Source organism: Paenibacillus amylolyticus (assembly GCF_036894225.1).
Lineage (GTDB): Bacteria > Bacillota > Bacilli > Paenibacillales > Paenibacillaceae > Paenibacillus > Paenibacillus amylolyticus.
On sequence record NZ_CP145892.1, the window covers coordinates 5,244,905 to 5,268,672 of the forward strand.

Sequence of the window (23,768 nt, forward strand, 5' to 3'; positions counted from 1 at the left end):
TTGGCTAGACATTACAGGACCTTTCTCCTCGTACTCCCCTTCTAATTCCTATACGTTCGAGCAACAAAAAAAGCCAGTACCCGCTGTAACAGCGGATACCGGCAAAATCGCTGCATCAATACAGCTCATTATCGGAAAAAGAAAAACCTCAAATCCGGAGGAAACCCCGGCAAAATTACGCTTGAATGCTTTGAACCAATTCAACAACTTGTTCAGCCGTTTGCATATCCAGAGCTTTAGCAGCCAGTTCCTGCATATCCGCACGGGACAGCTTGGTAATCTGACTACGAGCTGGCAGAATGGAGGTTGCGCTCATGCTGAACTCATCCAATCCAAGACCAAGCAGCAATGGAATTGCTGTTTCGTCTCCTGCCATCTCACCACACATGCCAACCCATTTGCCTTCACGATGCGCTGCATCGATAACCATTTTAACCAAACGCAAAATGGCTGGGTTGTAAGGCTGGTACAGATAAGCCACTCGTTCGTTCATGCGGTCAGCAGCCATCGTGTATTGAATCAGATCGTTCGTTCCGATACTGAAGAAATCCACTTCTTTGGCAAATTGATCCGCCAGAACTGCAGTCGAAGGAATTTCGACCATGATTCCGAGTTGAATGCTGTCAGAAACAGCAATACCTTCAGCAACCAGCTTTTCTTTCTCTTCGAGCAAGACAGCTTTTGCTTCACGGAATTCACCGAGTGTTGCGATCATTGGGAACATGACACGCAGGTTTCCATGTACGCTTGCACGCAGCAATGCACGTAATTGTGTACGGAAGATATCCAGACGGTCCAAACACAGACGAACTGCGCGGAAGCCGAGGAATGGATTCATTTCTTTTGGCAGATCCAGGTATGGAAGCTCTTTGTCTCCACCGATGTCGAGTGTACGAACAACGACAGGTTTGCCTTCCATTTTTTCCAGTACCGCTTTGTAAGCATTATACTGAATGTCTTCGGAAGGAAGCTTGTCTCTGCCCATGTACAAGAACTCGGTACGGTACAGGCCTACAGCCTCGCCGCCGTTTTCCAGAACACCCGTTACGTCATTTGGTGTACCAATGTTAGCTGCAAGTTCAACATGAACGTTGTCCACCGTTACCGTTGGCTCATCACGAAGTTTTCTCCACTCTGCACGTTGTGCATCATACTGTTCCTGTTTGGCACGGTATTCAGCAATAACTTCATCAGTAGGGTTAACCAGTACGTGACCATCCAGACCGTCAACAATAATCATATCGCCTTGTTTCGCTTGAGCCAAGATGTCCTTGGTTCCAACAACAGCCGGAATCTCAAGAGAGCGAGCCATAATTGCCGAGTGAGAAGTACGTCCACCAATGTTGGTTGCAAAACCTTTAACAAATTGGCGGTTCAATTGAGCCGTGTCGGAAGGTGTTAGATCCTCCGCAAGCACAATCACTTCTTCATTGATCTCAGCGGGACTCATGAAGTCGATACCAAGCAAGTGATTTAGCACACGTTTGGTAACGTCACGCATATCTGCAGCACGTTCCTGCAGGTAAGCACTCTTCATGTTCTCAAACATGGAGATAAATTGCGATGCCGTTTCGTTCAAAGCAAATTCTGCATTGATCATGTCATCCGCAATTCTAGCTTTAACCGGATCAATTAGTTCCGGGTCATTCAGAATGAGCAAATGCGAAGCAAAAATCTCTGCTTTTTTCTCGCCAAGCTCTTGTAAAGTACGCTCTTTGATCGCCTCAAGCTCAGCCTGGGATTTACCCAGAGCTGAGTCGAGTTTCGCGATCTCTGCGTCAACGTCGTTAATTTGGCGTTTTTCTACAGAGTAGTCAGGATGCTCCAAGATAAACGCCTTGGCGATAGCAATACCCGCCGAAGCCGCGATCCCGGAGACATTAAGCATTAATTTCGCCCAACCCTTCGTTAACCATAACGTCAGTCAAAGCTTGAAGAGCTTCAGCTTCGCCTTCGCCTTCAACGATGATGCTGATAGTGTCGCCTTGTTCCAATCCGAGGGAAAGAACACCCAGGATGGATTTCAAAGTTACTTTTTTACCGTTAGCTTCTGCAAAGGATTCTGCACCTTTGAATTTGTTTGCTGTATTAACCAGGGCTGTCGCCGGACGTGCGTGGATACCATCTTCGTCTGTAATTCTGAATGTTTGTTGCATTACAATCATCTCACTTTCAGTAGTTTGGTTTAGGCATTGCATATATTTACACTTGCTTGCCATCATCGTAACACTTCTTATTTTATCTCAATGATTGGCTGTTCGCCAACTTTCAGCACTCCACTCTTCTTCAGAGTTACCGTGGAGCCCTCTGGCAGGTTGGTGAAAATAACTGGAGAAATGATCGAAGGAGCGTTTGCTTTGACATACTCCAGATCCACTTCCATAATCGGCTGACCTGCCGATACCAGATCACCTTCCTGTACCAGTACGTTAAAGCCTTGACCTTTCAGCTTCACCGTATTAACGCCTATATGAACAAGCACTTCCTTGCCACCATCGGACATGATGCCCACGGCATGTTTGCTTGGAAATACATTAAACACTTTACCATACACAGGAGAAGTTATCGTACCATCATGTGGCAAAATTGCGAACCCATCACCTGTCATTTTCTCAGCAAAGACCGGATCAGGTACGTTTGTAATGTCCAGCAATTCACCATTGACTGGCATGACGATATCCTCAGCAACAATGCGCTCGCCTTGCTCACCTTGTGCCTTTTCCTCTTCAGGAGTTGGTTTGGCAGCTGCTGGCGTTGGTGCTGGTGTTCGTCCTGCGATAATATCCTGCATTTGAGATTTGATCGTGTCGGAACGTGTTCCGAAGATGGCTTGAACATTATTACCCACTTCAAGGACACCAGATGCACCCAATTGTTTCAAACGATCTTTTTTCACATTGGATTTCTCATTAACTTCGATCCGCAAACGAGTAATACAAGCGTCCAGATGTTTGATATTTTCCTTGCCACCGAAAGCTTCGAGAATGTTATGTGGCAGGTCATCCGTTGAACCAGAGCCTCCGCCAGATTCGGTTTCAGGCGTTGCATCTTCACGTCCTGGTGTTTTGAGATTGAATTTGCGAATGATAAACCGGAAACCGAAGTAATAGATCACCGCAAGAACCAATCCGACAATAATAACGTCCCACCAAGGTGTACGGTTCGGAATAATCCCGAAGATCAGGAAGTCAATGAACCCACCGGAGAAGGTCATACCGATCTTTACACCCAGAATTTGCATGGTCATGAAAGACAAACCTGCAAAGATACAGTGTACTGCAAACAGGATTGGTGCTACAAACAGGAACGAGAACTCAAGTGGCTCTGTAATCCCTGTCAGGAACGAGGTCAGCGCAGCTGAACCCATGATCCCTGCAACATACTTTTTGTGCTCCGGTCTTGCTTCATGGTACATCGCAAGTGCCGCTGCTGGCAAACCGAACATCATGAACGGGAATTTACCAACTTGGAATGTTCCTGCTGTGAGAGCAACGCCATCACGTAACTGGCTGAAGAAAATCTTCTGATCCCCACGAATAACATCTCCGGCTTTATTCACATACTCACCAAACTCAAACCAGAATGGGGAGTAGAAAATGTGATGCAAACCGAACGGAATCAATGACCGTTCCACAACTCCAAAGATGAACGCCGACAAGGTCGGACTTGTATCTACCATGAAGTGAGATACAGCATTCAGTCCATTTTGAATCGGAGGCCAGATAATCACCAGAAGCAACCCGATTACAAGGGATACTACCGATGTGATAATCGGAACGAAACGTTTACCTGCAAAGAAACCGAGGTAAGACGGCAGTTCGATTTTGAAAAACCGATTGTAACATAGCGCGGCGGCAATACCTATGATAATACCTCCGAACACGCCTGTACTTAATGTTGGGATACCCAAGATGCTGGCATAACCCGGTACTTCACCGATCATTGCTGGAGTAACACCTACCGCAGATCCTAATGTAACATTCATGACCAGGTAACCGATGATCGCTGCAAGACCTGCAACCCCTTCGCCACCAGCCAATCCGACAGCTACGCCGACGGCGAACAACAATGCCAGATTATCAAATACGATCTGACCTGCGTTCATCATAATTGTTGCGATCGAGTTCACCCAAGGGGTGTCGAGCGCCGTTACATACTGCAAGAAATCTGGATTAACCAGCATGTTACCGATTCCAAGCAGCAAACCTGCCGCAGGTAGAATGGCTACAGGCAACATGAGAGCTTTACCTACTCTTTGCAATACACCAAAAAGCTTTTTGAACATCGCGTCGTTTCTCCCTTTCGTCTAATTTATATGTTGTGATGCAAGCAAGGGAACACAAAAAAAGGCATGAATTAATAAAGTAAACTGTGCCAACCTTGGGGTATAGCATACCCTGTACAAGGAAAGAACAATCACACTTTAATTAACTCATGCCTGATCGAGTCAGTAACACGTCGCTTATGTTTATTCAGTTGCTTGATTACGGAAACCATTGTAGCACCAGTTCTAATCTATTGCAAGCCTTTACACCAAAAAAACAAATTCCGCATTCCATCACTGGAATGATCTCACTTATTCTCTTCTTCCTTCCGCTGATTCAGCCTTTGCAGATGAATGGTCAGATAACCTACTTCCGCAGGATAAACCGGCAGTTTCAGTCTTTTCTCCATTACTTTGGTCAGTTTCCATGCAAGCGAGTACATTTCGGGATACTCTAACTTAAGTAGGGAATCCAACTTATGAAGCTCTTCCACTTTGTCTCCACGGCGAACACGCTCAAGGGCGAACCGAAGATGAGTCAGCAAACGAGAGTAATCCAGCGATTCCGTTTCAAACGAATAATCGAGTTGATCAGACACCAGGTTCACCAAATCAGTGATCAATTGTGAATGCTCACGTACCTGGGATATATTTTGATTGGTCATTGCGCTATAGATATGGAGGGCAACAAAACCAATCTCGTCCATCCCCAGATCTACACCCATTTTCTCTTTGATCAGACGAACAGCGTATTCTCCCATTCGATATTCTTCAGGGTAAATCTCGCGGGTTTCATATAAAAATGGATTTTGTATGATAATGCCCTGCTCCTTGCGTTTTAACGCGAAAGAAATGTGATCGGTTAATGCAATATGGATATGTTCATTCAGAGGAACGTCCGTACGCTCTGCAATATACGTAATAACTTCGTTAATAATCTCGATCAGTGCTTCATCCACCTGTGGAAGAAGCTGTTTGTACTGCTCTTGCTCCTGCTGGTTTTTCAAAATGAACATTTTCTCCACAGCCATCAATGGAATGTGATCACTCGGTTTTCGGTTAAAGCCAATGCCTTTACCAATAACAACGACTTCCCCGTGTTCTGGATGCTGTGCAATGATTACATTATTATTTAGCGCTTTATCTACATGCAAGCTGCTCATTGTTTGCACCTCTTTTTCACACCATCTTAGGTGTGATTAAGTCACACCCTGTTACGAACGAAAAGACACCCGGAGCGGGCAAACCGCGCCGGACGTCTCGCTTAAAAAGTAACAAAAATTCGCCTTAAGGTCAATAGAGCAACCATGCAAGATTCGAAGTGCTTCTTACTCTTCAACTCCAGCTCTTTCCACAATCTTGTCGATTATCGAAGGAGTTGTAACAGCCTCGCTCTGTTGAATGGCATCTGGCGCAGGTGTTTTAGACTTCGTAAGGCCTTTAATCAGCTGCTCTACATCGATGCCGGATACACTTTTGAGCATCTCTGGAGCGGTCGCCATAAGTTCAGTAACATAGTTACTCACTCGTGCTGCACCTTCACCTTTACCTGTATCTACCACCGTCAGTTTATCAATGGATGCAATTGGCTCTGCAATTTTACCAGCCAGTTCAGGCAGCATTTTGACAATGATATCGAGTACAGCTGCTTCGCCAAACTTCTGGAACGCTTCGGCCAGTTTTTCTTTTGCTTCTGCTTCTGCAAGACCACGCAAACGAATAACTTCTGCATCTGCTGTACCTTTGGCAAGTTCCGCATCCGCCATGGCCTGACCTTCAAGTCGCTTCTGCTCAGCTGTTGCTTTGGCATGTGTTTCGATGGAATACTGTACTGCATCGGCTTCACGCATTCTTTTGGCTTTATCCGCTTCGGCAGCCTGCTCTACCGCATAACGATCCGCTTCTGCTTTTTTCTTCACTTCGGCATCGTATTGCTTCTCACGTACGACGATTTCTTTTTCCTGGAGATCAATCTCACGTTCTTTACGAACGAGTTCAACCTTCATTTCTTCTTCCACCACGGTCTGTCTCGCACGAGCTTCATGGATATGGTAAGCCTGGTCGGCTTCCGCTTTGGCTGTATCCTGATCCCGCTTAAACGTGGCTACTTTCAGTTCTTTCTCTTTGGCTGCCTCAGCGATATTGGTATCACGCAGCAACTCTGCTTTTTGACCCTGCTCTTCCGCATTGGCCTTCTGAATACGTGCATCACGCATCGCTTCCGCTTCAGCTATCTCGGCATCACGCTTCACAGCAGCAATTCTCGGTTTACCGAGAGCATCCAAGTAGCCCTGTTTATCACGAACATCCTTGATGGTAAATGAAACAATTTGAAGGCCCATTTTCTTCAAATCTCTAGCTGCTACACCTTGAACCTCTTGCGCAAACCGATCCCGGTTCCGATATACTTCTTCCACCGTCATTGTACCGAGGATGGCCCGCAAATGCCCCTCCAGTACCTCCTGTGCTTCGCTTCTCAGCGCTTCTACAGGTTTACCGATGAATTGCTCAGCTGCCGTAGCAACGTCTTCTACAGCGCCTCCAACCTTGATAATAGCTACACCGTCAGCAATAACCGGAACCCCTTGCTCCGTGTACACTTCAGGTGTGGAGACATCCAGCTTGTGGGACAATAAGGAGATAAATTCGGATTGCTGGAATATCGGCAGGATAAATGCACCGCCACCACGAACAATCTTAATTTTTCGGCCAGAATCATCATCGGAGATATTTTTGCTGCCCAGGAATGATCCCGTAACGATCATCGCCTCGTCTGGTCCAACCGTTTTGTATCTCGCCCAGAAAGCCAAACCTAAAATTAGAATGACACCGACTACAACTATAGGAATCAGCAATACATCCCAATTCAAATTCAAATTATCCATTCCACATCTCTCCCCTTATTCATTCATGATGAGTGCTTAAACTACTTAGGTGATAAGAATACTTTATAAATCTTTAAGTACATTTTCATCCCATTCCGACACACGCAGTACACCATCTACAACATCCACCACAACTACACGTGCTCCCGCCGCAATGGGGAGGTGTTCAAAGCTGGATGCCGTTTGAATCGTACTGCCGGAAGCAAAACGAATCATCACTTCGCCAAAACCTTTTTCCGGCACCGGAATGGTAATTTCCCCAATTTTCCCAGATAACTCTTTCATTGAAAATGCAATCGAGACATCGCTGTTACGCATCGGTTTGATATATGCGAAGAATACCAGCATGGCTGCAGCAATACCTATAAGCAGGGATAATATTAGACCCGACATGGCACTTAATGAACTATAACGTGTTAGCATAATGCCTGCCCCACCGAAGGTTGTAATGGAACCAGCTAGCACTACGGGTTTGAAAAAATCAAGACCTGGCATTTCGAAGGCTCCGTCCAGCAAGCCGTCAATCAAGTCACCCAGCACAAGGCTGACAACCGCAAATATTGCTCCTCCGATCAGACACCCCCAATAAATTGTCTCCATCCCCTGTTCCTCCTCTCTCTGCCGCAAATTCATCCTAACTGAGCATTCCACATGTAAATAAATACGTAACTAACATCAAAATGTTTCAAAATCTTTCCTCAAATGTATTCTGAACCCGATAATGGGTATTATCACGACATTCTGTTCTCCTTGCTTCATGTTTCTCCATTATTCACGTGTACAGCCCGAATACATGAAAAAACCGCAAGCCCCCATGAAGGAGACTTGCGGTTATTGGACAACTTGATGTGTCCTTTCACTTTGCAGTGATTATAGAATTACAGAGAAGCCTTGTAGATGGATACAACATCTTCCCGTTGCAGTTTCTTGAAATTACCGAATGGTCCAAACAGCATCGCTTTGTCTGCCATTACGTCGATCTGGCTATCATCGATATCGTAATCAGCCAAACGGTTAGGGGCACCAATGGATGTCCAGAATTTGCTGAGCGCATCGATACCTTCTTCGGCAATCTGTCTGTCCGACTTGCCTTCAGGGTTCACTTCGAATACATTAATTGCCAGACGTTTGAATCGATCCACATTCACGTCCAGGTTATGTTTCATCCAGTGTGGGAACAAGATTGCAAGTCCACCGCCGTGTGGGATATCATACACTGCGGATACCGCATGTTCAATATTATGTGTTGCCCAATCTCCTGCGAGACCCATATTCAGCACGCCATTCAGTGCCATTGTTCCGCAATACAGAATTGTTTCGCGCAGTTCATAGTTCTCCAGGTCTTCAACCAGACGAGGCGCTGCTTCCATGACAGTACGCAGAATCGTCTCACAGAAACCGAGTTGAACCGGTGTATTGGCATCCAGATGGAAGTAATGCTCCAATACGTGGGACATCATATCCACCATGCCGTATACCGTTTGGTCCAGTGGAACAGTGTATGTATTCACTGGATCCAGGATAGAGAATGCAGGGAATGAGTATGCGCTACCCCAGCCCAATTTTTCTTGTGTATCCTGATTCGTAATAACCGAACCGGAGTTCATTTCCGAACCAGTTGCCGCCATGGTCAATACGGTACCGAGTGGAAGAGCGTCCTGTGCCACGGCTTTGCGCTGAGCAAAATCCCACATATCGCCATCATATTTGGCACCTACAGCGATAGCTTTGGAGCAGTCCAGTACACTGCCGCCACCTACAGCGAGGATCAGGTCGATGTTATTTGTTTTACAGAGGTCTACCCCTTTATGCACCGTAGAAAGACGTGGGTTAGGTTCCACACCTGCCAGTTCAGTCACTTCTGCTCCAGCTTCCTTAAGCAAACCGATCACTTGATCGTACAGACCACTGCGTTTGATACTGCCGCCACCATATACAAGCAGAACCCGTTTACCGTATTTCGGCACTTCTGTCTTTAATGCTTCCAGTTGTCCTTTGCCGAAAATCAGCCGGGTTGGATTATAGAATTGGAAAGATCTCATATCTATTGTCGCCTCCAATGGAGTTTAGTATTTTTGTGCAACTCCAATTATAGTACCCTGTTTATAGAAAAACAAATCGATAGTCACTCACTTTATAACAACCCGTTAATCTCCAAATGAGCTCGAAACATCTCGCTAGATGAAGGCAAATTCTCAGCATCCACCCATGTTTCTGTGGCCCATAATCCAGCCTGTTTGAATGCCCGCGGACAATGGATAAAACACTCTTCCACATCTACAATGACAGCCGCACCTATGGTTTTACCACTCCAGCCCATACTGGCGATGAATTCCTCATCCTTAGTAATGGATGCTGTGCCATTAATACGCAGCACTTCATTCATACCCGGAATCAAAAAGAGCATACCAATACCAGGGTTCGACAACATGTTTAACAACGAGTCTATCCGCCGATTGCCTGGGCGTTCGGGATAAACGAGCCGATATGTATCATAGACTTTCACAAATCCTGCTCCATCACCCCGAGGTGACACATCACTTTTTCCATCACGATCGGAGGTGGAGAGGAAAAATAACGGTGACATGGATAGAAAGTTCTGAACATGTGAATCCACAAATGAAATTGCCTTGTTACGCACATGTTCATGCGGTTCACCCACCATGCCTTGCAGTTCCTCAGCATCTGTAATCAACGGAATATTCAATGCCTTCTTTTCCAATTATTCGTCCCCGTTTCTTCATTGAGTTATGTATTCAATGGCTTTCCACCATTATACATGCGGGAACTGACATCTTCCATTTCTGAGAACGAATATGAGTGCCGTCATTCAAATACCGCGCCCCCATGTCCCCTCGGGTCACCTATTGGAGATTCAGTATTGTTAATATCATCTAACAGTTGTACTGTAACCAAAAGAACTTCAAAATTCTTAATATAAATATAAGGAGGTTATTGGATTGAAAAAAGCAAGCATCTTCGTCTTTGCTCTGCTAATGTTCCTCGTACCCTGGGGACAGATGGCTATGTATGCTGAGCCGAATAAAGAAAAAGACTTCATAACGAGCGCTAATGCTCATGGAATCACAATAAACGACTATGTGGGCACTTCGAAAGATGTCATTATTCCCGAAACCATTGGCGGTCAACCAGTTACTTCTATTGGTGAAAAAGCATTTTACAGCGATCATTTGACTTCTGTAGTTATTCCGCATACCGTCTTCACTATTGGAGAAAGGGCATTTGAAATCAATCAACTGACTTCTATCGTCATTCCAGAGACTGTCACGACTATTGGAGACTTGGCATTTGCATACAACCGGCTAACCTCTGTCGTCATTCCGGACAGTGTATCCACAATTGGGAACTCCACATTCACTAACAACCAACTGGCCTCTGTCGTTATTCCCGAGACTGTTATGTCGATCGGAAATAGTGCATTTACAAACAATAAACTGACTACTGTCGTTATCCCAGAGAATGTCTCAACTATTGGATACTGGGCGTTTGCATCTAACCAGCTGACTTCCATTGTTATTCCAAATCGTGTCTCTTCCATTGGACATGCTACATTTATGGACAATCAACTGACTTCTGTCGTCATTCCGGATAGTGTCTCCTCTATCGGGGCGATGGCATTTGCGGACAATCGGTTGGCGACTATCTTCATTCCAGCTAGTGTCTTGTCAATTGGTTTCTTAGCGTTTGATGGTAACTCATCCCTTATTATTACGGGTTTTGATCCTTCAGAGGCTCAAAACTTCGCTAACTTTTATAGCATTCCCTTTCAAAAATTGAATATGGTCGTCTCCTTCGACTCCAATGGAGGGACCCCGGTTGCGGTCACTCAAGCCACTTATGGGCAAACCATTGTACCTCCCACTCAGCCTACCAAGGACGAGTTTTTGTTTGAAGGCTGGTACATGGATTCGATATACTCCCTTCCCTGGGATTTTGCCAGAGATACCGTGACTGGGGACATCACGCTGTACGCCAAGTGGACGAGTTCAGTGACAACTGCGTCCAAATATACGAATAAGGAAAATCCCATTTCCGCTTTGACCGTCTCTTTTGATTCTCAAGGCGGAAGCCCCGTTTCCTCTACTATTACTAGGAATAATCAAGCAATAGCGCCTCCCACTCAGCCCAGCAAGAGCGGGTTTTCATTTGATGGATGGTACATAGATTCGGCATTATCTCTTCCCTGGAATTTTGACCGAGATACTGTAAGTCGGGACATAACACTATATGCCAAATGGGTAAAGACTGATAGCTCTGAAAACCATGGTGGCAGTCCTTCTTTCTGGACCAGTAGCTCTATTACTGACGCATCATCCCAGGAACCTGATACAGGAACGGAACTTAAAACCGAACCTAAACTTAAAGTTGAACCTGAACCTAAAGTGCCAACAATATCATTGACCCCAGTTGTGTTCAGTGATATTTCAACCCATTGGGCACGCTTGATGATTGAAAGTATCGCTGCACGTGGTCTAATAACGGGCTATCCCGATGCCACATTCAGGCCTAATCAGCCAATCTTGCGTAAACACATGGCTGGTATAGTCAACGGAGCGTTTGAGCTACCGATAATCCGAAAGGCTACTCCCTTTGAAGATGTAGAGCCGACACATCCCTACTTTGAAGCTATATCCCAACTACAAGAGGTTGGCCTTATTGATGGATTCCATATTTCAAACGGCTTAAATGATTTCTTCCATCCGGATGCGGTGCTTACACGGGCCGAGGCAGCAAAAATTCTGGTGCTCGCGCTGGACCTGCCGCTGATCCAAACGAGTTCTTTTGAGGATGTGCCCTCCTCCCACTGGGCTCACGACTACATAGCCACACTGGCCGAGACTCGAATGGTTGTGGGATATCACGGACAGTTCAGGCCGGATGACTCCCTGACCCGAGCCGAGCTGGCTGCCCTGATCTATCGTTCAATTCCAACAGAACAAACCACTGGCTCACAACTCCGTTACTAATCATATTCAAAAAAACACCAGCCCTTGTATTATGGGCTGGTGTTCATCGTTATACATGTCTATTCAGTGTATCCCATGCTGTTTACAAAACGACGGAAAGCCTGGCGTCCTGCTTCATCATATTTGTAGACACCTGCATGTTCCAGAATCTCGGCAAATTTCAAGCCAACTTCCTGTTGTACAATGGCAACGGCTTGTTCTTTGTCCAGTTTAGGACCAAACCGTTCAATCAATTCTTCCGCCCAGCCCAGATGTTTGTTCAATACATGATCAGAGGCTTTGGCGGCTTCAGCAAGTTTAGCATCTCCAGCGAGAATATCCGCGATACTGTCGAGTTCTTCTTTCAAACGACCTGGCAGGATGGCAAGCCCCATCACTTCGATCAGACCAATGTTTTCTTTCTTCAGATGGTGCATTTCACGGTGCGGATGGAAAATCCCTTCAGGATGCACATCATTCGTGCGGTTGTTGCGCAATACGAGATCCATCTCATAACCACCGTCTGCACTACGACGAACGATTGGTGTTACCGTATTGTGTGGTACCTGTTCCCCGTCCACTTCACTAAACGCTTCGATATCCACAGTTGAATCACTGTAGACCTTCCACGCTTCATATACGGCGTTACCCGCTTCAAGCAGCTCTGCAGGATCTTGTGAAGCCAGACGCATTACGGACATTGGCCATTTCACAAGACTCAATGTAAGTCCAGGTGCATCCGCATGGCGGAAGACCGCCTCTGGCTGTGCATTTTGAATCGCGAATGTATGACGTCCACCCTGGAAATGGTCATGTGTCAGAATCGACCCACCTACGATCGGCAAATCTGCATTAGATCCGATAAAGTAATGCGGGTACTCCCCAACAAAGGCAAGCAGTCTGCGCAGTGTATCCTTCGTCAGCTTCATCGGCACATGATCATGATGGAAAATGATGCAGTGCTCGTTGTAGTACACATACGGCGAGTATTGGAACAACCAAGGTTCGCTGTTAAGTTCCAGCGGAATGACTCTCAGATTCTGGCGGGCCGGGTGATTCACCCGACCAGCGTAACCTACATTTTCACGACACAGCTGGCATTTAGGATATACCGGCGGCGGAAGCAATTTCGCCATGGCAATTTCCTTTGGACTTTTCTCCGGTTTTGACAGGTTGATAGTAATCTCCATGTCTCCATAGGCCGTGTCCTGTGTCCAGTAGACGTTCTTCGAGATCCGATCCATCCGAATGTAGTTGGAGTTAATCGACAAGTCATAGAATTGAGATGTGGCCGCCTCAATGCCTTCCGTCTGCTCCGTGTGGCGGAATGCGCGTACCACCTCGGATGGGCGTGCCATCAAATGACCCATGATTTTGGCATCCAGCAAATCACGGAACGTATCACTATTTTCAGGAATGAGTCCAATGGAAAATCCATAATCGATCAACGTATCCAGCATAGCCTGTGGGCCATCGGGCACAGTCGTGTCCAACTCACCGGCATAAGGCTCTGAGAATCCGAATTGTTCCAGCAAGAGGTTGCGGCTGTAATCCCAATCCGCCTCCTCGATTAATTGTTTCTGCAAGGCAAATGCAACCAGACGTTCAATGGCATGCAGTGCTTCCTGCTGCTCCGGTGTCCGCTCTGTGGCACCTGCTGCAATATGAGTCTGTGACATAAGGTGTTCGCCTCCTAGTTTTTTCCGTAGCCGTCAGGACGTGATTGGTGCCAGCTCCAAGCGCTTTGAATAACATCTTCCAGATTGGTCCATTTTGGATTCCAGCCCAGGACAGATCTCGCTTTTGCAGATGAAGCTACCAGCACAGCCGGGTCACCTGCACGACGTGGTTCCTGTACAACCGGAATATCCAGGCCAGTCACTTTTTTGGCTGTTTCGATCACTTGTTTTACCGAGAATCCTGTGCCGTTACCCAGGTTGAACACATTACTGTTCTCACCTTTGCGAAGATAATCTACTGCACGCAGATGTGCATCAGCCAAGTCGCTCACGTGGATATAGTCACGGATACATGTCCCATCTTCTGTTGCATAGTCGTCACCAAACACGGCGATGTGCGGGCGTTGTTTCAATGCTGTTTGCAATACAAGTGGAATCAAGTGACTCTCTGGTTGGTGATCTTCACCAATTTTGCCGCTGTCATGAGCACCGGCTGCATTGAAGTAACGTAGGGAAACGTATTTGATATCCTGAACTTTATCGAACCATGACATCATGCGCTCCATCATCAGCTTTGTTTCGCCGTATACGTTGGTTGGTTCTGTACGATCGCTCTCTTCGATTGGCACTTTCTCAGGCTCACCGTAGGTAGCTGCTGTAGAGGAGAAGACGATGCGGCGTACGTTCGCTGCATTCATCGCTTCCAACAGACAGAGTGTACCAAACACGTTGTTGTCATAATATTTAACCGGGTCTTTCATACTCTCGCCTACGAGTGAGTTGGCTGCAAAGTGAATGACTGCATCGATTGAATTCTCAGCGAACAGCTTCGCCAGAATTTCTTTGTCACGCAGATCCCCTTCATACAACTTACCGCCGAGCAACGCTTCACGATGCCCTGTCTGCAAGTTATCCAGTACAACAACCTCTTCTCCACGTTCCAACAATGCTGCTACCGTATGAGATCCAATATACCCTGCTCCACCTGTCACCAAAATTGCCATTTTACTTCGCCTCCTTCAATTCTTTAACACCGTCACCTACACCGCATACATAGAAATCACCTTTGAGACGGGTACGCGCTTCATATGCAGCGCCCACTTCACTTACAAAACGCTCGACATCATCTTCATGCACAAGTGATACGGTACAACCGCCAAATCCTGCGCCAGTCATCCGGGCACCAAGCGTGCCTGGAATCCGCTGAGCTTCTTCAACCATAACATCCAGCTCATCACAGCTTACTTCGTACAAGTCACGAAGTGATTCATGAGAAGCGTTCATCAGCTTGCCGAAGGTTTCCAGATCGTTACCCTGCAATGCTTCGACTGATGCGAGCACACGCGCGTTCTCTTCCACAACATGTTGTGCGCGCTGTCTTACTTTCTCATCCTTGATATGATCTTGTAGTGTTACGAACTGCTCTGGCGTCAATTGAGCCAGGTAATTCAGTGCAGGCAGCTGTTCCTTCAAGATGGCAAGTGCCTGCTCGCATTGGGAGCGACGTTCATTGTAAGCCGAATCCACCAGACCGCGGCGTTTGTTTGTGTTACCGATGACCAATTTGTAGGAGCCTGTACGGAAAGGAACCTTTTCGTATTCCAGTGTGTCACACATCAGCAGGATCGCATGATCCTGAGCACCGTTTGCGACAGCGAACTGATCCATGATTCCACAGTTGACGCCTACGAACTCATTTTCCGCTTTCTGGGACAAAAGTGCCAGTTGAACCGTATCAATATCCGATACACCCTCCAGAGACTGAATCGCAAATCCGGTGAGTACCTCCAGAGATGCAGATGATGAAAGTCCTGCCCCGTTCGGAATCTCCCCGTGGTACAGGAAGTCATACCCTTTTGTTACATTCACGCCCTTGCCTTGCAGTTCAACCATGACACCAACAGGATAGTCGGTCCATTCTCCGGATTTTTCCTTACCGATGGAGGAAGTGTCTAGTCCCCCTTCATAAGACATGTTCGTGGAAGCCAGTTGCAACTTGTTGTCCTCGCGCTCACGAATGATCAATGTTGTTCCGAATTCAAGTGCTGCCGGAAGCACGTATCCACCGTTATAGTCAATGTGCTCACCGATCAGATTCACACGCCCAGGGGCATGAAATACACGGATGTCCGCTCCACTCTCTCCGTACTTCTCAATAAACTTTTGTTTCAATTCAGTTACGTTCACTGCTGGTGCACCTCGCCTCGTTGTTGTGGTTTTCTTAATGTTATTATATAAGAAAGCGGTGCCTCTTGTAATGCAACCATGTGTGTTTCATATGGATAAATGTGACCTTAAGGCGTATAATGATCGGAGCATCCCGGAAAGAAGGAAACGACCATGTCAGATCAATCCAACCCCAAGAAAGAATCCCTTGCATCTTCTAACGAAAAAATACAGGAATCACCTTCCGGTAAAAGCGGAGCACTCAGTTATTCGGTTGCCTCCAATCCGGTCTATTATGAACAAGGCGCACTGCATGTCCTGTTTGCCGGGGCAAGCCAGACCCTTCCGGGTCACGCCCTCGGTCCTAAATTGTTTGATTATTATCTGCTGCATTATGTAGAAAAAGGAGCGGGTACGTTCCGTACCGAATTGCACACCTACGAGTTATCCGCAGGTGATTGTTTCCTCATTCATCCCGGGCAGCTGGTAAGCTACCAGTCACATGCCCGCAACCCATGGCAATATCGCTGGATTGCCTTCACAGGCAGCCAGGCTGGCCAACATGCCGAGGAGGCGGGATTCCGCCCCGAGAAGTCCGTTTTTCATGCCGGACCCTCTTGTGGAATATCCAATTGGCTATCCGTGATGCAGGATGCTTTTGCCGAGCGCAAAGAAAGCTCTCATTTCACATCACTGGGTACGTTATATATGATTCTAGCCGAAGCACAGAATCACCTTTCGCAGGGCCAAACCTTAATTCCAGGTGAATCCTCCATCCGACGTACGGTGAAACAGATGATTCAATATATGTCTACCCAGTATGCCTATCCTGTCTCCATTGAACAAATGTCTGCGAGTCTCGGGTACAACCGCGCGTATTTATCCCGTATTTTCAAACAGGAAACTGGACTTTCCCCAGTCACGTATCTGCTAAAACTGCGGATCGACAAGTCGCGCCAACTCCTGAGAGAACGCCCGGATCTGTCCATCGAACAGGTATCTGCATCAGTGGGACTGCCAGACGCGCTGTATTTCTCCAAACAGTTCAAACGATTTCACGGTGAAGCGCCTAGCTTGTATCGAGAGAAAATACTGTCCCGTCCACTACATCAGGGGTTACAGAAGAATGCTCAACAAAACAAACGATGAGCAACATAACGGACGGAGGAACCACATACGACAAAAAAAGGTGCATTCCGCCATTATGGCTAAGATGCACCTTTTGCACTTTATTTATTTGTCATCAGGCTCCGGAGACAGGATGGATTCAATCCGTTCCAATTCCTCTGTAGAGAAATCTAGCTGACTGAGCGCAGCCACATTCTCTTCAATCTGGGAAGGACGACTTGCGCCAATCAGCGCGGAAGTTACCCTGCCATTACGCAGCACCCATGAGAGTGAAAATTGGGCCAAACTCTGACCACGGGCTGCTGCAATCTGGTTTAGCGCACGCACTTTGCGGAGCGTCTCTGGAGAGATGTTGTTCTCATTCAGGAATACCGACGGTCCTTTGGCACGTGAGTCTTCCGGGATACCATTCAAGTATTTGTTCGTGAGCACGCCTTGTGCCAATGGACAGAATGCAATACTGCCTGTTCCATACTCATCCAGCACGTCCTGCAAACCATCTTCAATCCAGCGGTCCAGCAGCGAGTATTTCGGTTGATGAATTAACAGTGGCGTACCCAGACTTTTCAGAATTTCGGCAGCCTGTCTAGTCTGCTCTGCGGGATAGTTGGAGATCCCTACATACAGGGCTTTGCCCGAGCGAACAATATGATCCAGTGCCATCATCGTTTCTTCCAAAGGCGTTTCGGGATCATAACGATGTGAGTAGAAAATATCCACATAATCCAGGCCCATACGCTTCAAGCTCTGATTCAGACTGGATACCAGATTTTTGCGTGAACCCCACTCGCCATAAGGCCCCGGCCACATATAATAACCCGCTTTGGTGGAGATCACCAGTTCATCCCGATAAGGTTTCAGATCCTGGGCCAGTACCTGTCCAAATAACTGCTCTGCCGAACCTGCCGGTGGGCCATAATTGTTGGCAAGATCAAAATGTGTAATACCCAGATCAAATGATCGGGTAATCATATTACGGCCATTCTCAGCATTATTGATACCGCCAAAATTATGCCACAGCCCCAGTGAAATCGCTGGCAGTTTCAAACCTGAACGTCCAACGCGGTTATATTTCATCGTTTCATAGCGAGTATCGCTTGCTACGTAGACCATTATGAATCCCTTCTTTCCCCAGGTTCCGCCTCTTGTATCCGGTCTATGCCGGAGAATGCGGTTATTCAGTACGTACGTTTAACCAAGAAGCTGGTCCACAATATTCATTACCTCACCAATCGGCTCTGTAATCAGCAAATCAGCCCTGCTGTCGTAAGCGGTAGGTGTAGCGTTGAGCAGAACGGTATGTTTTCCCTGAAAATACGTAATTAACTGGGCCGCCGGATATACCGTCAGTGACGTGCCTCCCACGAGTAACAGATCTGCAGAAGACAGTGCATCAATGGAACGATACAATGTCGTCTGATCCAGCTCCTCTTCGTACAGCACCACATCCGGTTTGATCACACCACCACATGTGGTACAGCGAGGCACGGTATCTTTGGACTGTATAATATCATTTAGCGTATAAAACTGCTTGCAATCCATGCAGGCATTACGATGAATTGAACCGTGAAGTTCAAAAACATTGCTGCTACCTGCCTTCTGATGTAGTCCGTCGATATTTTGCGTGATCACTGCCTGAAGTTTTTCCGCCTGCTCCAGACGGGCCAATAGTCGATGACACCCATTCGGTTCAGCATCTGGATGAAGCATTTTGCCACGATAAAAATCATAAAAAATATCGGCATGTTGATCAAAAAAATGTCGGCTTAACAACTCTTCCGGTGGATAAGGCGAATGCTGCTCCGTCTGATACAGACCCGCAGCCGAGCGGAAGTCGGGAATCCCGCTTTCCGTTGAAGTCCCGGCCCCTCCGAAAAAAACAATCCGGGAGCTTTCCTGAATCCAGGCAGCCAGTTGTTCTGTTGCGTTCATCCTCTCTCCTCCTTTTATATCGTTCAATCAGGTCAGGGTGACTTATAAAATAATGCTTATCTCATTATAATGACGAATAATTGCATGGGCATCAACCAGGTGAGATCCTTGATCTAACTGCGGACAGTAACCGAGGGTATAGGATACCTCTGCGTGCCGCCCCATCTGCATATCCCCATTGCTGTCTCCAATTACAACGGCCTCCACAGGATCGATATGTAATTCACGGCAAGCCAAGAGTGCTGCTTCTCTATCCGGTTTGCCCTGGGTCACCTGATCACAGCCCACAATGGATGTGAAAAAGGAACGAATCCCCATCCAATCCAGATGTGTTTCTGCTGCCGCTGTACTATCTGAAGTGACGACCGCCAGTGGTATGTCTGCTGCCCTGCATTTCTGCAAGAAATCCAGCAATCCTGACATTGGTTCAGCGGATTTGCGCTCTCTTACCGATCTCATGGCTACACTTGAAAATTGGCGTATCGTTGTGATCGCTTCATTCCATGGTATGCCTGCTGCATATAGCTGCCCGGCAAGCAATCCCGTGCACTCATCCACAGTCGCAATGGCAAGTGGGCCTTGCGGATCATATCCAACAATATGACCTTGCGGATTATGGGTAGTGCCCAGAACATGCTCCCGTTCAACTGTAAATGAAGCTCCGAGTTCATTCATACGTGATTGCAACTGATCCAGTAATGCCTCTGCCCACGGCCCCCATAGCTGGAGGAATTCCAGCAGTGTTCCATCTTTATCGAACAGGATACCTTTACATGGGATCTGCACTCCATTCACTTGAAGCATGGTCATCCATATCACCTCCATTAAGTTATGCTATAAATGCATTCAACCCTTAATGCAGAATAATTAAATCAAAACCTACTTGATGGTACTTAACCAAGCCAGCACCGTCTTGACCGTCTGATTCAGCTGTTCTTCTCCACTCACTTCCGGATCGCCATCTCCTTTTTGATGACCATAATCACCAAACTGGGCGTGGTTACCACCTTCAATGGTGTAATATACCGTGTCTTCTGGAAGATACATCCGTCCACTCTGATACTTCGTAGCATTCACGACTTCATCTTTAGTACCTAGAATAGATAAAGCAGGTATTCCAAGTGACTTTACGCTCCCTTTTTCATCCGGGTAAGATGCCAAGAAGAAAATCCCGTGAAGTGCATCTGGATGTGCGGCTACATAACGTGCAGCCATGGACCCGCCGAGAGAGTGTCCACCCATAACAAATTGTTCGTCTGGATATGCGGCCAGAATCTCATCTGCCAAGTTTGGCTTAAGCACTGCCAGGTTAACTGGCATCTTGGCAATAATCGTGTGATGACCCGCAGCAGCCAGCTCATGCGCAAGTGGTGCATAACTTTCCGGTTTTACCAGTCCACCAGGATAGAAAAGTACACTTTTCCCAGACGGTTTGTCTGGCACAAAATCAATCCAGTTCTCTTGTTCACTCACTGTCACCGGATTGGCTGTTTCCATGGCCGCTTGGGCTGTTTCCTGTGGACCGTATGGTGTGAATAATTTCCACGCAACAAATCCACATCCAATGACAATGAGCGCCAGAAGTACGAGCAGGAATTTCCCGATGCCCCTCTTCTTGCGCCCTATATTATACCGATTTCTCAACGTTAATCACCTTTCTTCACTTCCGCAGGTGCCGCGGCTCACAGAATTGGGAGCCTTTGTTTATCAGGCTCCCCTTCTACGAATTGAAAAAATATTATTCAGCCTTGGCCTTGCGGTAAGCATCCATATATTGTTCCGCTTTGCGACGGACATGACTCAGGTCACCCGTCTTCACAGCTTCCGATGTCAAGTCGGAGCCGATCCCTACAGCGACTGCTCCACCCTTGATCCAATCCCCCAGATTAGACAAGGATACCCCGCCAGTTGGCATAAAATTCGCCTGCGGCATAGGGCCCTTCATCGTTTTGATAATCGAAGGATCATACAGGTTACCCGGGAACAACTTCACAATGTCCACGCCGAGTTCCAATGCGCGTTGAACGTCAGCAATCGTCATCACACCAGGCAGAATCGGAATTCGATACAGGTTGCAGATCTGAACGGTATCCGGGTTCAGGGAAGGTCCGACTACAAACTCGGCACCCGACATGATGGCCGCTCTTGCCGTTTGCGGTTCAAGCACCGTTCCCGCACCAATAATCGCGAATTTCTCTGGATCTTGTGTGTTCCAATGGTATACACGGCTTAATTTTTCAATGGCTTTGAGTGCACTGGGTACTGTCATCGTAATCTCGATAACTTTAATGCCACCCGCAATCGCTTGCTCGGCCATGGCAATGACTTGATCAGCAGAATCTGCACGCAGAACTGCCACAACCCCATTGTCCGTAATCTTTTGCAACAGCTGAAGCTTCTTCATTTCATTCTCTCCCTTGTCAATGTGGTGGTTGTGTATACAAGCCTTACATTTAAGAACGAAGATGAGCCATATATGATTTAGAGCGACTAACGCTCAACATGGGCAACGTTGTTCAGCTTGGCCTCGACCTGCCCCCACGTCGGGAGCGCCTCCCAATCGCCAACAGCCTGTATAACCATGGAACCGGTCAAATTGCCGAGACGGGTTGCTTCCTGCGGGGAGTATCCTTTTAATATACCCGATAAAAATCCCGCGCAGAATCCATCTCCTGCTCCTACCGTATCCAGAACATTATCCGCCTTAAAGTACGGAACTTCAGTTAGGGTACCATTCACCAATACGTAGGTCAAATCAGGGCCACCCTTCACGATGCACACAGCATTCATGGCAGATAAACGCTCAAGTACTTTTTGATCATTTTCTTCGTTATATAGAAGTTTCATCTCGTCCAGACCCGGTAAAAAGTAGTCCGCCAGTTCAGCTAAACGCAGTATAACCGGACGGGCCTCATCCGCAGACCATAGTTTGAGACGCAGATTTGGATCAAAGCTTACTTTCACACCTGCCTGTTTGGCAATATGTATGGCAGCCTCTACCGTAGCAAGTCCGGACGGGCTTATTGCTGCCGTTATACCCGTAACGTGCAATATCTTCGCCCCGGCAATATAATCAGGATCCAGATCATCAGGTGTGATCGCACTTGCAGCAGATAGCTTCCTATAATAATGCACCGAGGTTTTCCCGGAAGCGTTCTCACGAATCATTAAACCAGTGGGCTCGTCATCACTTAAACGTACTCGGGATACATCTACGCCTTCACCGCGAATGGCTTTCAGAATCATACTGCCCATCGGATCATTGCCCAAGCGTCCAAACCAACCACTGGTATGCCCCAGGCGGGATACGCCAATAGCCAGATTGCTCTCAGCACCCCCGAAAGACTTGTCCAGTGTGGCTGCATATTCCAGCCCTCTTGTATCCTTGGCAGTCAGCAAACCCATACTCTCCCCAAATGTAATAATTTCCGGGCTTGGATAGGGACTCGTTGACATGATTTCTTCCCTCCTTATAGTTACATTCCCTCATCTTCTTTTTCTATTGTCATCCTCTATGCAACCGTTGTCAATCCCGGAGCGTTCATTTTGTTGTCACAGCTTTGATAAAAGATAACGCTTACTAATGTGAATTAAATCACAATAGATAATGCACATCCATATTACCCTTATTACAGATGCAAATGACCTGGCAACCAGGGTCTACAAGGGGGCTACACCATGAAAAATCAGACACTGATCCGGGATGATCAGGAATCTTTCTTTTACAATCTGCGCTTTATGCTTATCGTCTGTGTCCTTGCTGGTAATGCACTTGAACCACTCATCACACGTTTTGCAGGAGCGGAAGCTCTGTTCCTGTGGATATATACGTTTCACATGCCACTCTTTGTATGGGTAACCGGGTATTTTGCGACACACTCACTCCAGGGTGAATCTGGGCGAAATGTCCTGAAGCAGATTGCACTACAGTATGTACTGTTTCAGTCCTTATACGCATTGATGGACTTTACCGTATTCCACACACCCCATATGCGGCTATCCTTCTTTGCACCTTACTTGCTGTTATGGTTTCTCGCGAGTCATTTCTGTTGGCGACTGTTGCTTCGTCTGACGATTTCCTGGAAACCGATATATCGGCTGATTGGATCGATTGCGCTTGGTGTAATTGCCGGGTATTTGCCCATCGACGGGTTCTGGCTCAGCTTCAGCCGTACGTTTGTATTTCTGCCGTTTTTTGTCATCGGTTATGACTATGGAGCAACCATCCGTTCACATTTATTATCCGGTTGGGGGCGAAAAACCGCAGCCATCCTCTCTGCTGCACTGTTGGTATGGATCGGGTATGGGGGTTTGAATATTTCATCCGGATGGTTACTCGGAAGCATGACGTACGCCGAATTGGGTCACCACGAATGGTATGCCGGCATCTTCCGGGTGGGTGTCTACTTGCTGGAAATCGCATCTGCAGCACTGTTCTTGGCTTGGGTACCTTCCTTGACTTCCAGACTGACGGACCTTGGACGACGCACACTCTATGTGTTCCTGCTGCATGGGTTTCTCGTTCGTCTCGCAATCTGGTCCGGAGTCTACAGTTATATGGGAAGCTCGGCGTATATTCCAGTCATACTTGTCATTGCCATACTCTTCGCAGTCACACTGGCTCTGCCGGCTGTACGTCACACGTTCAAACCCGTAATTGAACCGAATATATCCCGATTTTCTTTCAATCGACATGAAGTGTTTAAACGGTCGGCCTAATGCTCTGACGGATCTCTTCACCATCGAT

20 protein-coding genes are annotated in these 23,768 nt (G+C 47.1%); 3 read left to right on the forward strand and 17 right to left on the reverse strand.

The genetic code is table 11. From position 1 onward, the window contains the following. Window positions 1-175: 175 nt before the first annotated feature. From ptsP to V6668_RS23255, 8 genes are all read right to left on the reverse strand, one after another. Window positions 176-1,888 (reverse strand): phosphoenolpyruvate--protein phosphotransferase, encoded by a 1,713-nt coding sequence (gene ptsP / locus V6668_RS23220; protein ID WP_047844045.1) that lies wholly within the window; start codon window positions 1,886-1,888, stop codon window positions 176-178. Then, a complete protein-coding gene (locus V6668_RS23225) occupies window positions 1,881-2,156 on the reverse strand; it encodes an HPr family phosphocarrier protein (RefSeq protein ID WP_036617010.1) in 276 nt (91 codons plus the stop codon). The genes ptsP and V6668_RS23225 overlap by 8 nt, the downstream gene beginning before the upstream one ends. A gap of 77 nt (window positions 2,157-2,233) precedes the next feature. Further along, complete coding sequence (gene ptsG / locus V6668_RS23230; RefSeq protein ID WP_036617007.1) at window positions 2,234-4,285, reverse strand: glucose-specific PTS transporter subunit IIBC; 2,052 nt, start codon at window positions 4,283-4,285, stop codon at window positions 2,234-2,236. Between the two features lie 287 nt (window positions 4,286-4,572). Beyond that, the gene (glcT, locus tag V6668_RS23235) at window positions 4,573-5,427 is read right to left on the reverse strand and encodes a glucose PTS transporter transcription antiterminator GlcT (RefSeq protein ID WP_047844046.1); all 855 of its coding nucleotides are present in this window, start codon (window positions 5,425-5,427) and stop codon (window positions 4,573-4,575) included. Window positions 5,428-5,592: 165 nt separating this feature from the next. Next, the gene (locus V6668_RS23240; protein WP_338706875.1) at window positions 5,593-7,149 is read right to left on the reverse strand and encodes a flotillin family protein; all 1,557 of its coding nucleotides are present in this window, start codon (window positions 7,147-7,149) and stop codon (window positions 5,593-5,595) included. Window positions 7,150-7,212: 63 nt separating this feature from the next. Then, entirely contained in the window at window positions 7,213-7,749 is a 537-nt protein-coding gene (locus V6668_RS23245) for a hypothetical protein (protein ID WP_017686844.1), read from the reverse strand. A gap of 278 nt (window positions 7,750-8,027) precedes the next feature. Then, the gene (locus V6668_RS23250) at window positions 8,028-9,191 is read right to left on the reverse strand and encodes an iron-containing alcohol dehydrogenase (RefSeq protein ID WP_047844049.1); all 1,164 of its coding nucleotides are present in this window, start codon (window positions 9,189-9,191) and stop codon (window positions 8,028-8,030) included. A gap of 92 nt (window positions 9,192-9,283) precedes the next feature. After that, entirely contained in the window at window positions 9,284-9,871 is a 588-nt protein-coding gene (locus V6668_RS23255; protein WP_255319957.1) for an MSMEG_1061 family FMN-dependent PPOX-type flavoprotein, read from the reverse strand. Window positions 9,872-10,109: 238 nt separating this feature from the next. Between V6668_RS23255 and V6668_RS23260 the strand changes: the two genes are divergently transcribed. Beyond that, entirely contained in the window at window positions 10,110-12,137 is a 2,028-nt protein-coding gene (locus tag V6668_RS23260; RefSeq protein ID WP_338706876.1) for a leucine-rich repeat protein, read from the forward strand. Window positions 12,138-12,196: 59 nt separating this feature from the next. Here V6668_RS23260 and V6668_RS23265 read toward each other — a convergent pair whose 3' ends face one another. The 3 genes from V6668_RS23265 to V6668_RS23275 are packed head-to-tail and all read right to left on the reverse strand — an operon-like array spanning window position 12,197 to window position 15,982. Next, window positions 12,197-13,795 carry a UDP-glucose--hexose-1-phosphate uridylyltransferase gene (locus V6668_RS23265; RefSeq protein WP_338706877.1) on the reverse strand — a complete coding sequence of 533 codons (1,599 nt, stop codon included), beginning with the start codon at window positions 13,793-13,795 and terminating at the stop codon, window positions 12,197-12,199. A gap of 14 nt (window positions 13,796-13,809) precedes the next feature. Then, window positions 13,810-14,799, reverse strand: coding sequence for a UDP-glucose 4-epimerase GalE (gene galE / locus V6668_RS23270; protein ID WP_017686840.1), 990 nt, complete (start codon window positions 14,797-14,799; stop codon window positions 13,810-13,812). Window position 14,800: 1 nt separating this feature from the next. Next, window positions 14,801-15,982, reverse strand: coding sequence for a galactokinase (locus tag V6668_RS23275; RefSeq protein ID WP_338706878.1), 1,182 nt, complete (start codon window positions 15,980-15,982; stop codon window positions 14,801-14,803). Between the two features lie 153 nt (window positions 15,983-16,135). Here V6668_RS23275 and V6668_RS23280 point away from each other — a divergent pair, with 153 nt between their 5' ends. Further along, window positions 16,136-17,110 (forward strand): AraC family transcriptional regulator, encoded by a 975-nt coding sequence (locus tag V6668_RS23280; RefSeq protein WP_235193973.1) that lies wholly within the window; start codon window positions 16,136-16,138, stop codon window positions 17,108-17,110. An 84-nt stretch (window positions 17,111-17,194) separates the two neighbouring features. On the opposite strand, the gene mgrA is transcribed toward V6668_RS23280, so the two are convergent. From mgrA to V6668_RS23310, 6 genes are all read right to left on the reverse strand, one after another. Continuing rightward, the gene (mgrA, locus tag V6668_RS23285) at window positions 17,195-18,202 is read right to left on the reverse strand and encodes an L-glyceraldehyde 3-phosphate reductase (protein ID WP_036674510.1); all 1,008 of its coding nucleotides are present in this window, start codon (window positions 18,200-18,202) and stop codon (window positions 17,195-17,197) included. A gap of 78 nt (window positions 18,203-18,280) precedes the next feature. Continuing rightward, a complete protein-coding gene (locus V6668_RS23290; RefSeq protein ID WP_338706879.1) occupies window positions 18,281-19,021 on the reverse strand; it encodes an NAD-dependent protein deacylase in 741 nt (246 codons plus the stop codon). 42 nt (window positions 19,022-19,063) lie between these two features. After that, window positions 19,064-19,831 carry an HAD family hydrolase gene (locus V6668_RS23295; protein WP_338706880.1) on the reverse strand — a complete coding sequence of 256 codons (768 nt, stop codon included), beginning with the start codon at window positions 19,829-19,831 and terminating at the stop codon, window positions 19,064-19,066. A gap of 69 nt (window positions 19,832-19,900) precedes the next feature. Further along, window positions 19,901-20,665, reverse strand: coding sequence for an alpha/beta fold hydrolase (locus V6668_RS23300; protein WP_338706881.1), 765 nt, complete (start codon window positions 20,663-20,665; stop codon window positions 19,901-19,903). A 94-nt stretch (window positions 20,666-20,759) separates the two neighbouring features. Further along, window positions 20,760-21,425, reverse strand: a complete 666-nt coding sequence (locus tag V6668_RS23305) for a bifunctional 2-keto-4-hydroxyglutarate aldolase/2-keto-3-deoxy-6-phosphogluconate aldolase (RefSeq protein WP_017686833.1) — start codon at window positions 21,423-21,425, stop codon at window positions 20,760-20,762. Window positions 21,426-21,511: 86 nt separating this feature from the next. Further along, window positions 21,512-22,477 (reverse strand): sugar kinase, encoded by a 966-nt coding sequence (locus tag V6668_RS23310; protein ID WP_338706882.1) that lies wholly within the window; start codon window positions 22,475-22,477, stop codon window positions 21,512-21,514. Between the two features lie 222 nt (window positions 22,478-22,699). On the opposite strand from V6668_RS23310, the gene V6668_RS23315 reads away from it, so the two are divergent. Further along, entirely contained in the window at window positions 22,700-23,740 is a 1,041-nt protein-coding gene (locus tag V6668_RS23315) for an acyltransferase family protein (RefSeq protein WP_036616979.1), read from the forward strand. The last annotated feature ends 28 nt before the right edge of the window (window positions 23,741-23,768 follow it).

Coding starts and splice junctions, on each gene's coding strand:
- V6668_RS23225 (WP_036617010.1), bottom strand. CDS start 2,156: ATGCAACAAACATTCAGAATTACAGACGAAGATGGTATCCACGCACGT.
- V6668_RS23295 (WP_338706880.1), bottom strand. CDS start 19,831: ATGACCATGCTTCAAGTGAATGGAGTGCAGATCCCATGTAAAGGTATC.
- galE (WP_017686840.1), bottom strand. CDS start 14,799: ATGGCAATTTTGGTGACAGGTGGAGCAGGGTATATTGGATCTCATACG.
- mgrA (WP_036674510.1), bottom strand. CDS start 18,202: ATGGTCTACGTAGCAAGCGATACTCGCTATGAAACGATGAAATATAAC.
- V6668_RS23240 (WP_338706875.1), bottom strand. CDS start 7,149: ATGGATAATTTGAATTTGAATTGGGATGTATTGCTGATTCCTATAGTT.
- V6668_RS23290 (WP_338706879.1), bottom strand. CDS start 19,021: ATGAACGCAACAGAACAACTGGCTGCCTGGATTCAGGAAAGCTCCCGG.
- V6668_RS23280 (WP_235193973.1), top strand. CDS start 16,136: ATGTCAGATCAATCCAACCCCAAGAAAGAATCCCTTGCATCTTCTAAC.
- V6668_RS23315 (WP_036616979.1), top strand. CDS start 22,700: ATGAAAAATCAGACACTGATCCGGGATGATCAGGAATCTTTCTTTTAC.
- ptsP (WP_047844045.1), bottom strand. CDS start 1,888: ATGCTTAATGTCTCCGGGATCGCGGCTTCGGCGGGTATTGCTATCGCC.
- V6668_RS23310 (WP_338706882.1), bottom strand. CDS start 22,477: ATGTCAACGAGTCCCTATCCAAGCCCGGAAATTATTACATTTGGGGAG.
- V6668_RS23305 (WP_017686833.1), bottom strand. CDS start 21,425: ATGAAGAAGCTTCAGCTGTTGCAAAAGATTACGGACAATGGGGTTGTG.
- glcT (WP_047844046.1), bottom strand. CDS start 5,427: ATGAGCAGCTTGCATGTAGATAAAGCGCTAAATAATAATGTAATCATT.
- ptsG (WP_036617007.1), bottom strand. CDS start 4,285: ATGTTCAAAAAGCTTTTTGGTGTATTGCAAAGAGTAGGTAAAGCTCTC.
- V6668_RS23265 (WP_338706877.1), bottom strand. CDS start 13,795: ATGTCACAGACTCATATTGCAGCAGGTGCCACAGAGCGGACACCGGAG.
- V6668_RS23250 (WP_047844049.1), bottom strand. CDS start 9,191: ATGAGATCTTTCCAATTCTATAATCCAACCCGGCTGATTTTCGGCAAA.
- V6668_RS23245 (WP_017686844.1), bottom strand. CDS start 7,749: ATGGAGACAATTTATTGGGGGTGTCTGATCGGAGGAGCAATATTTGCG.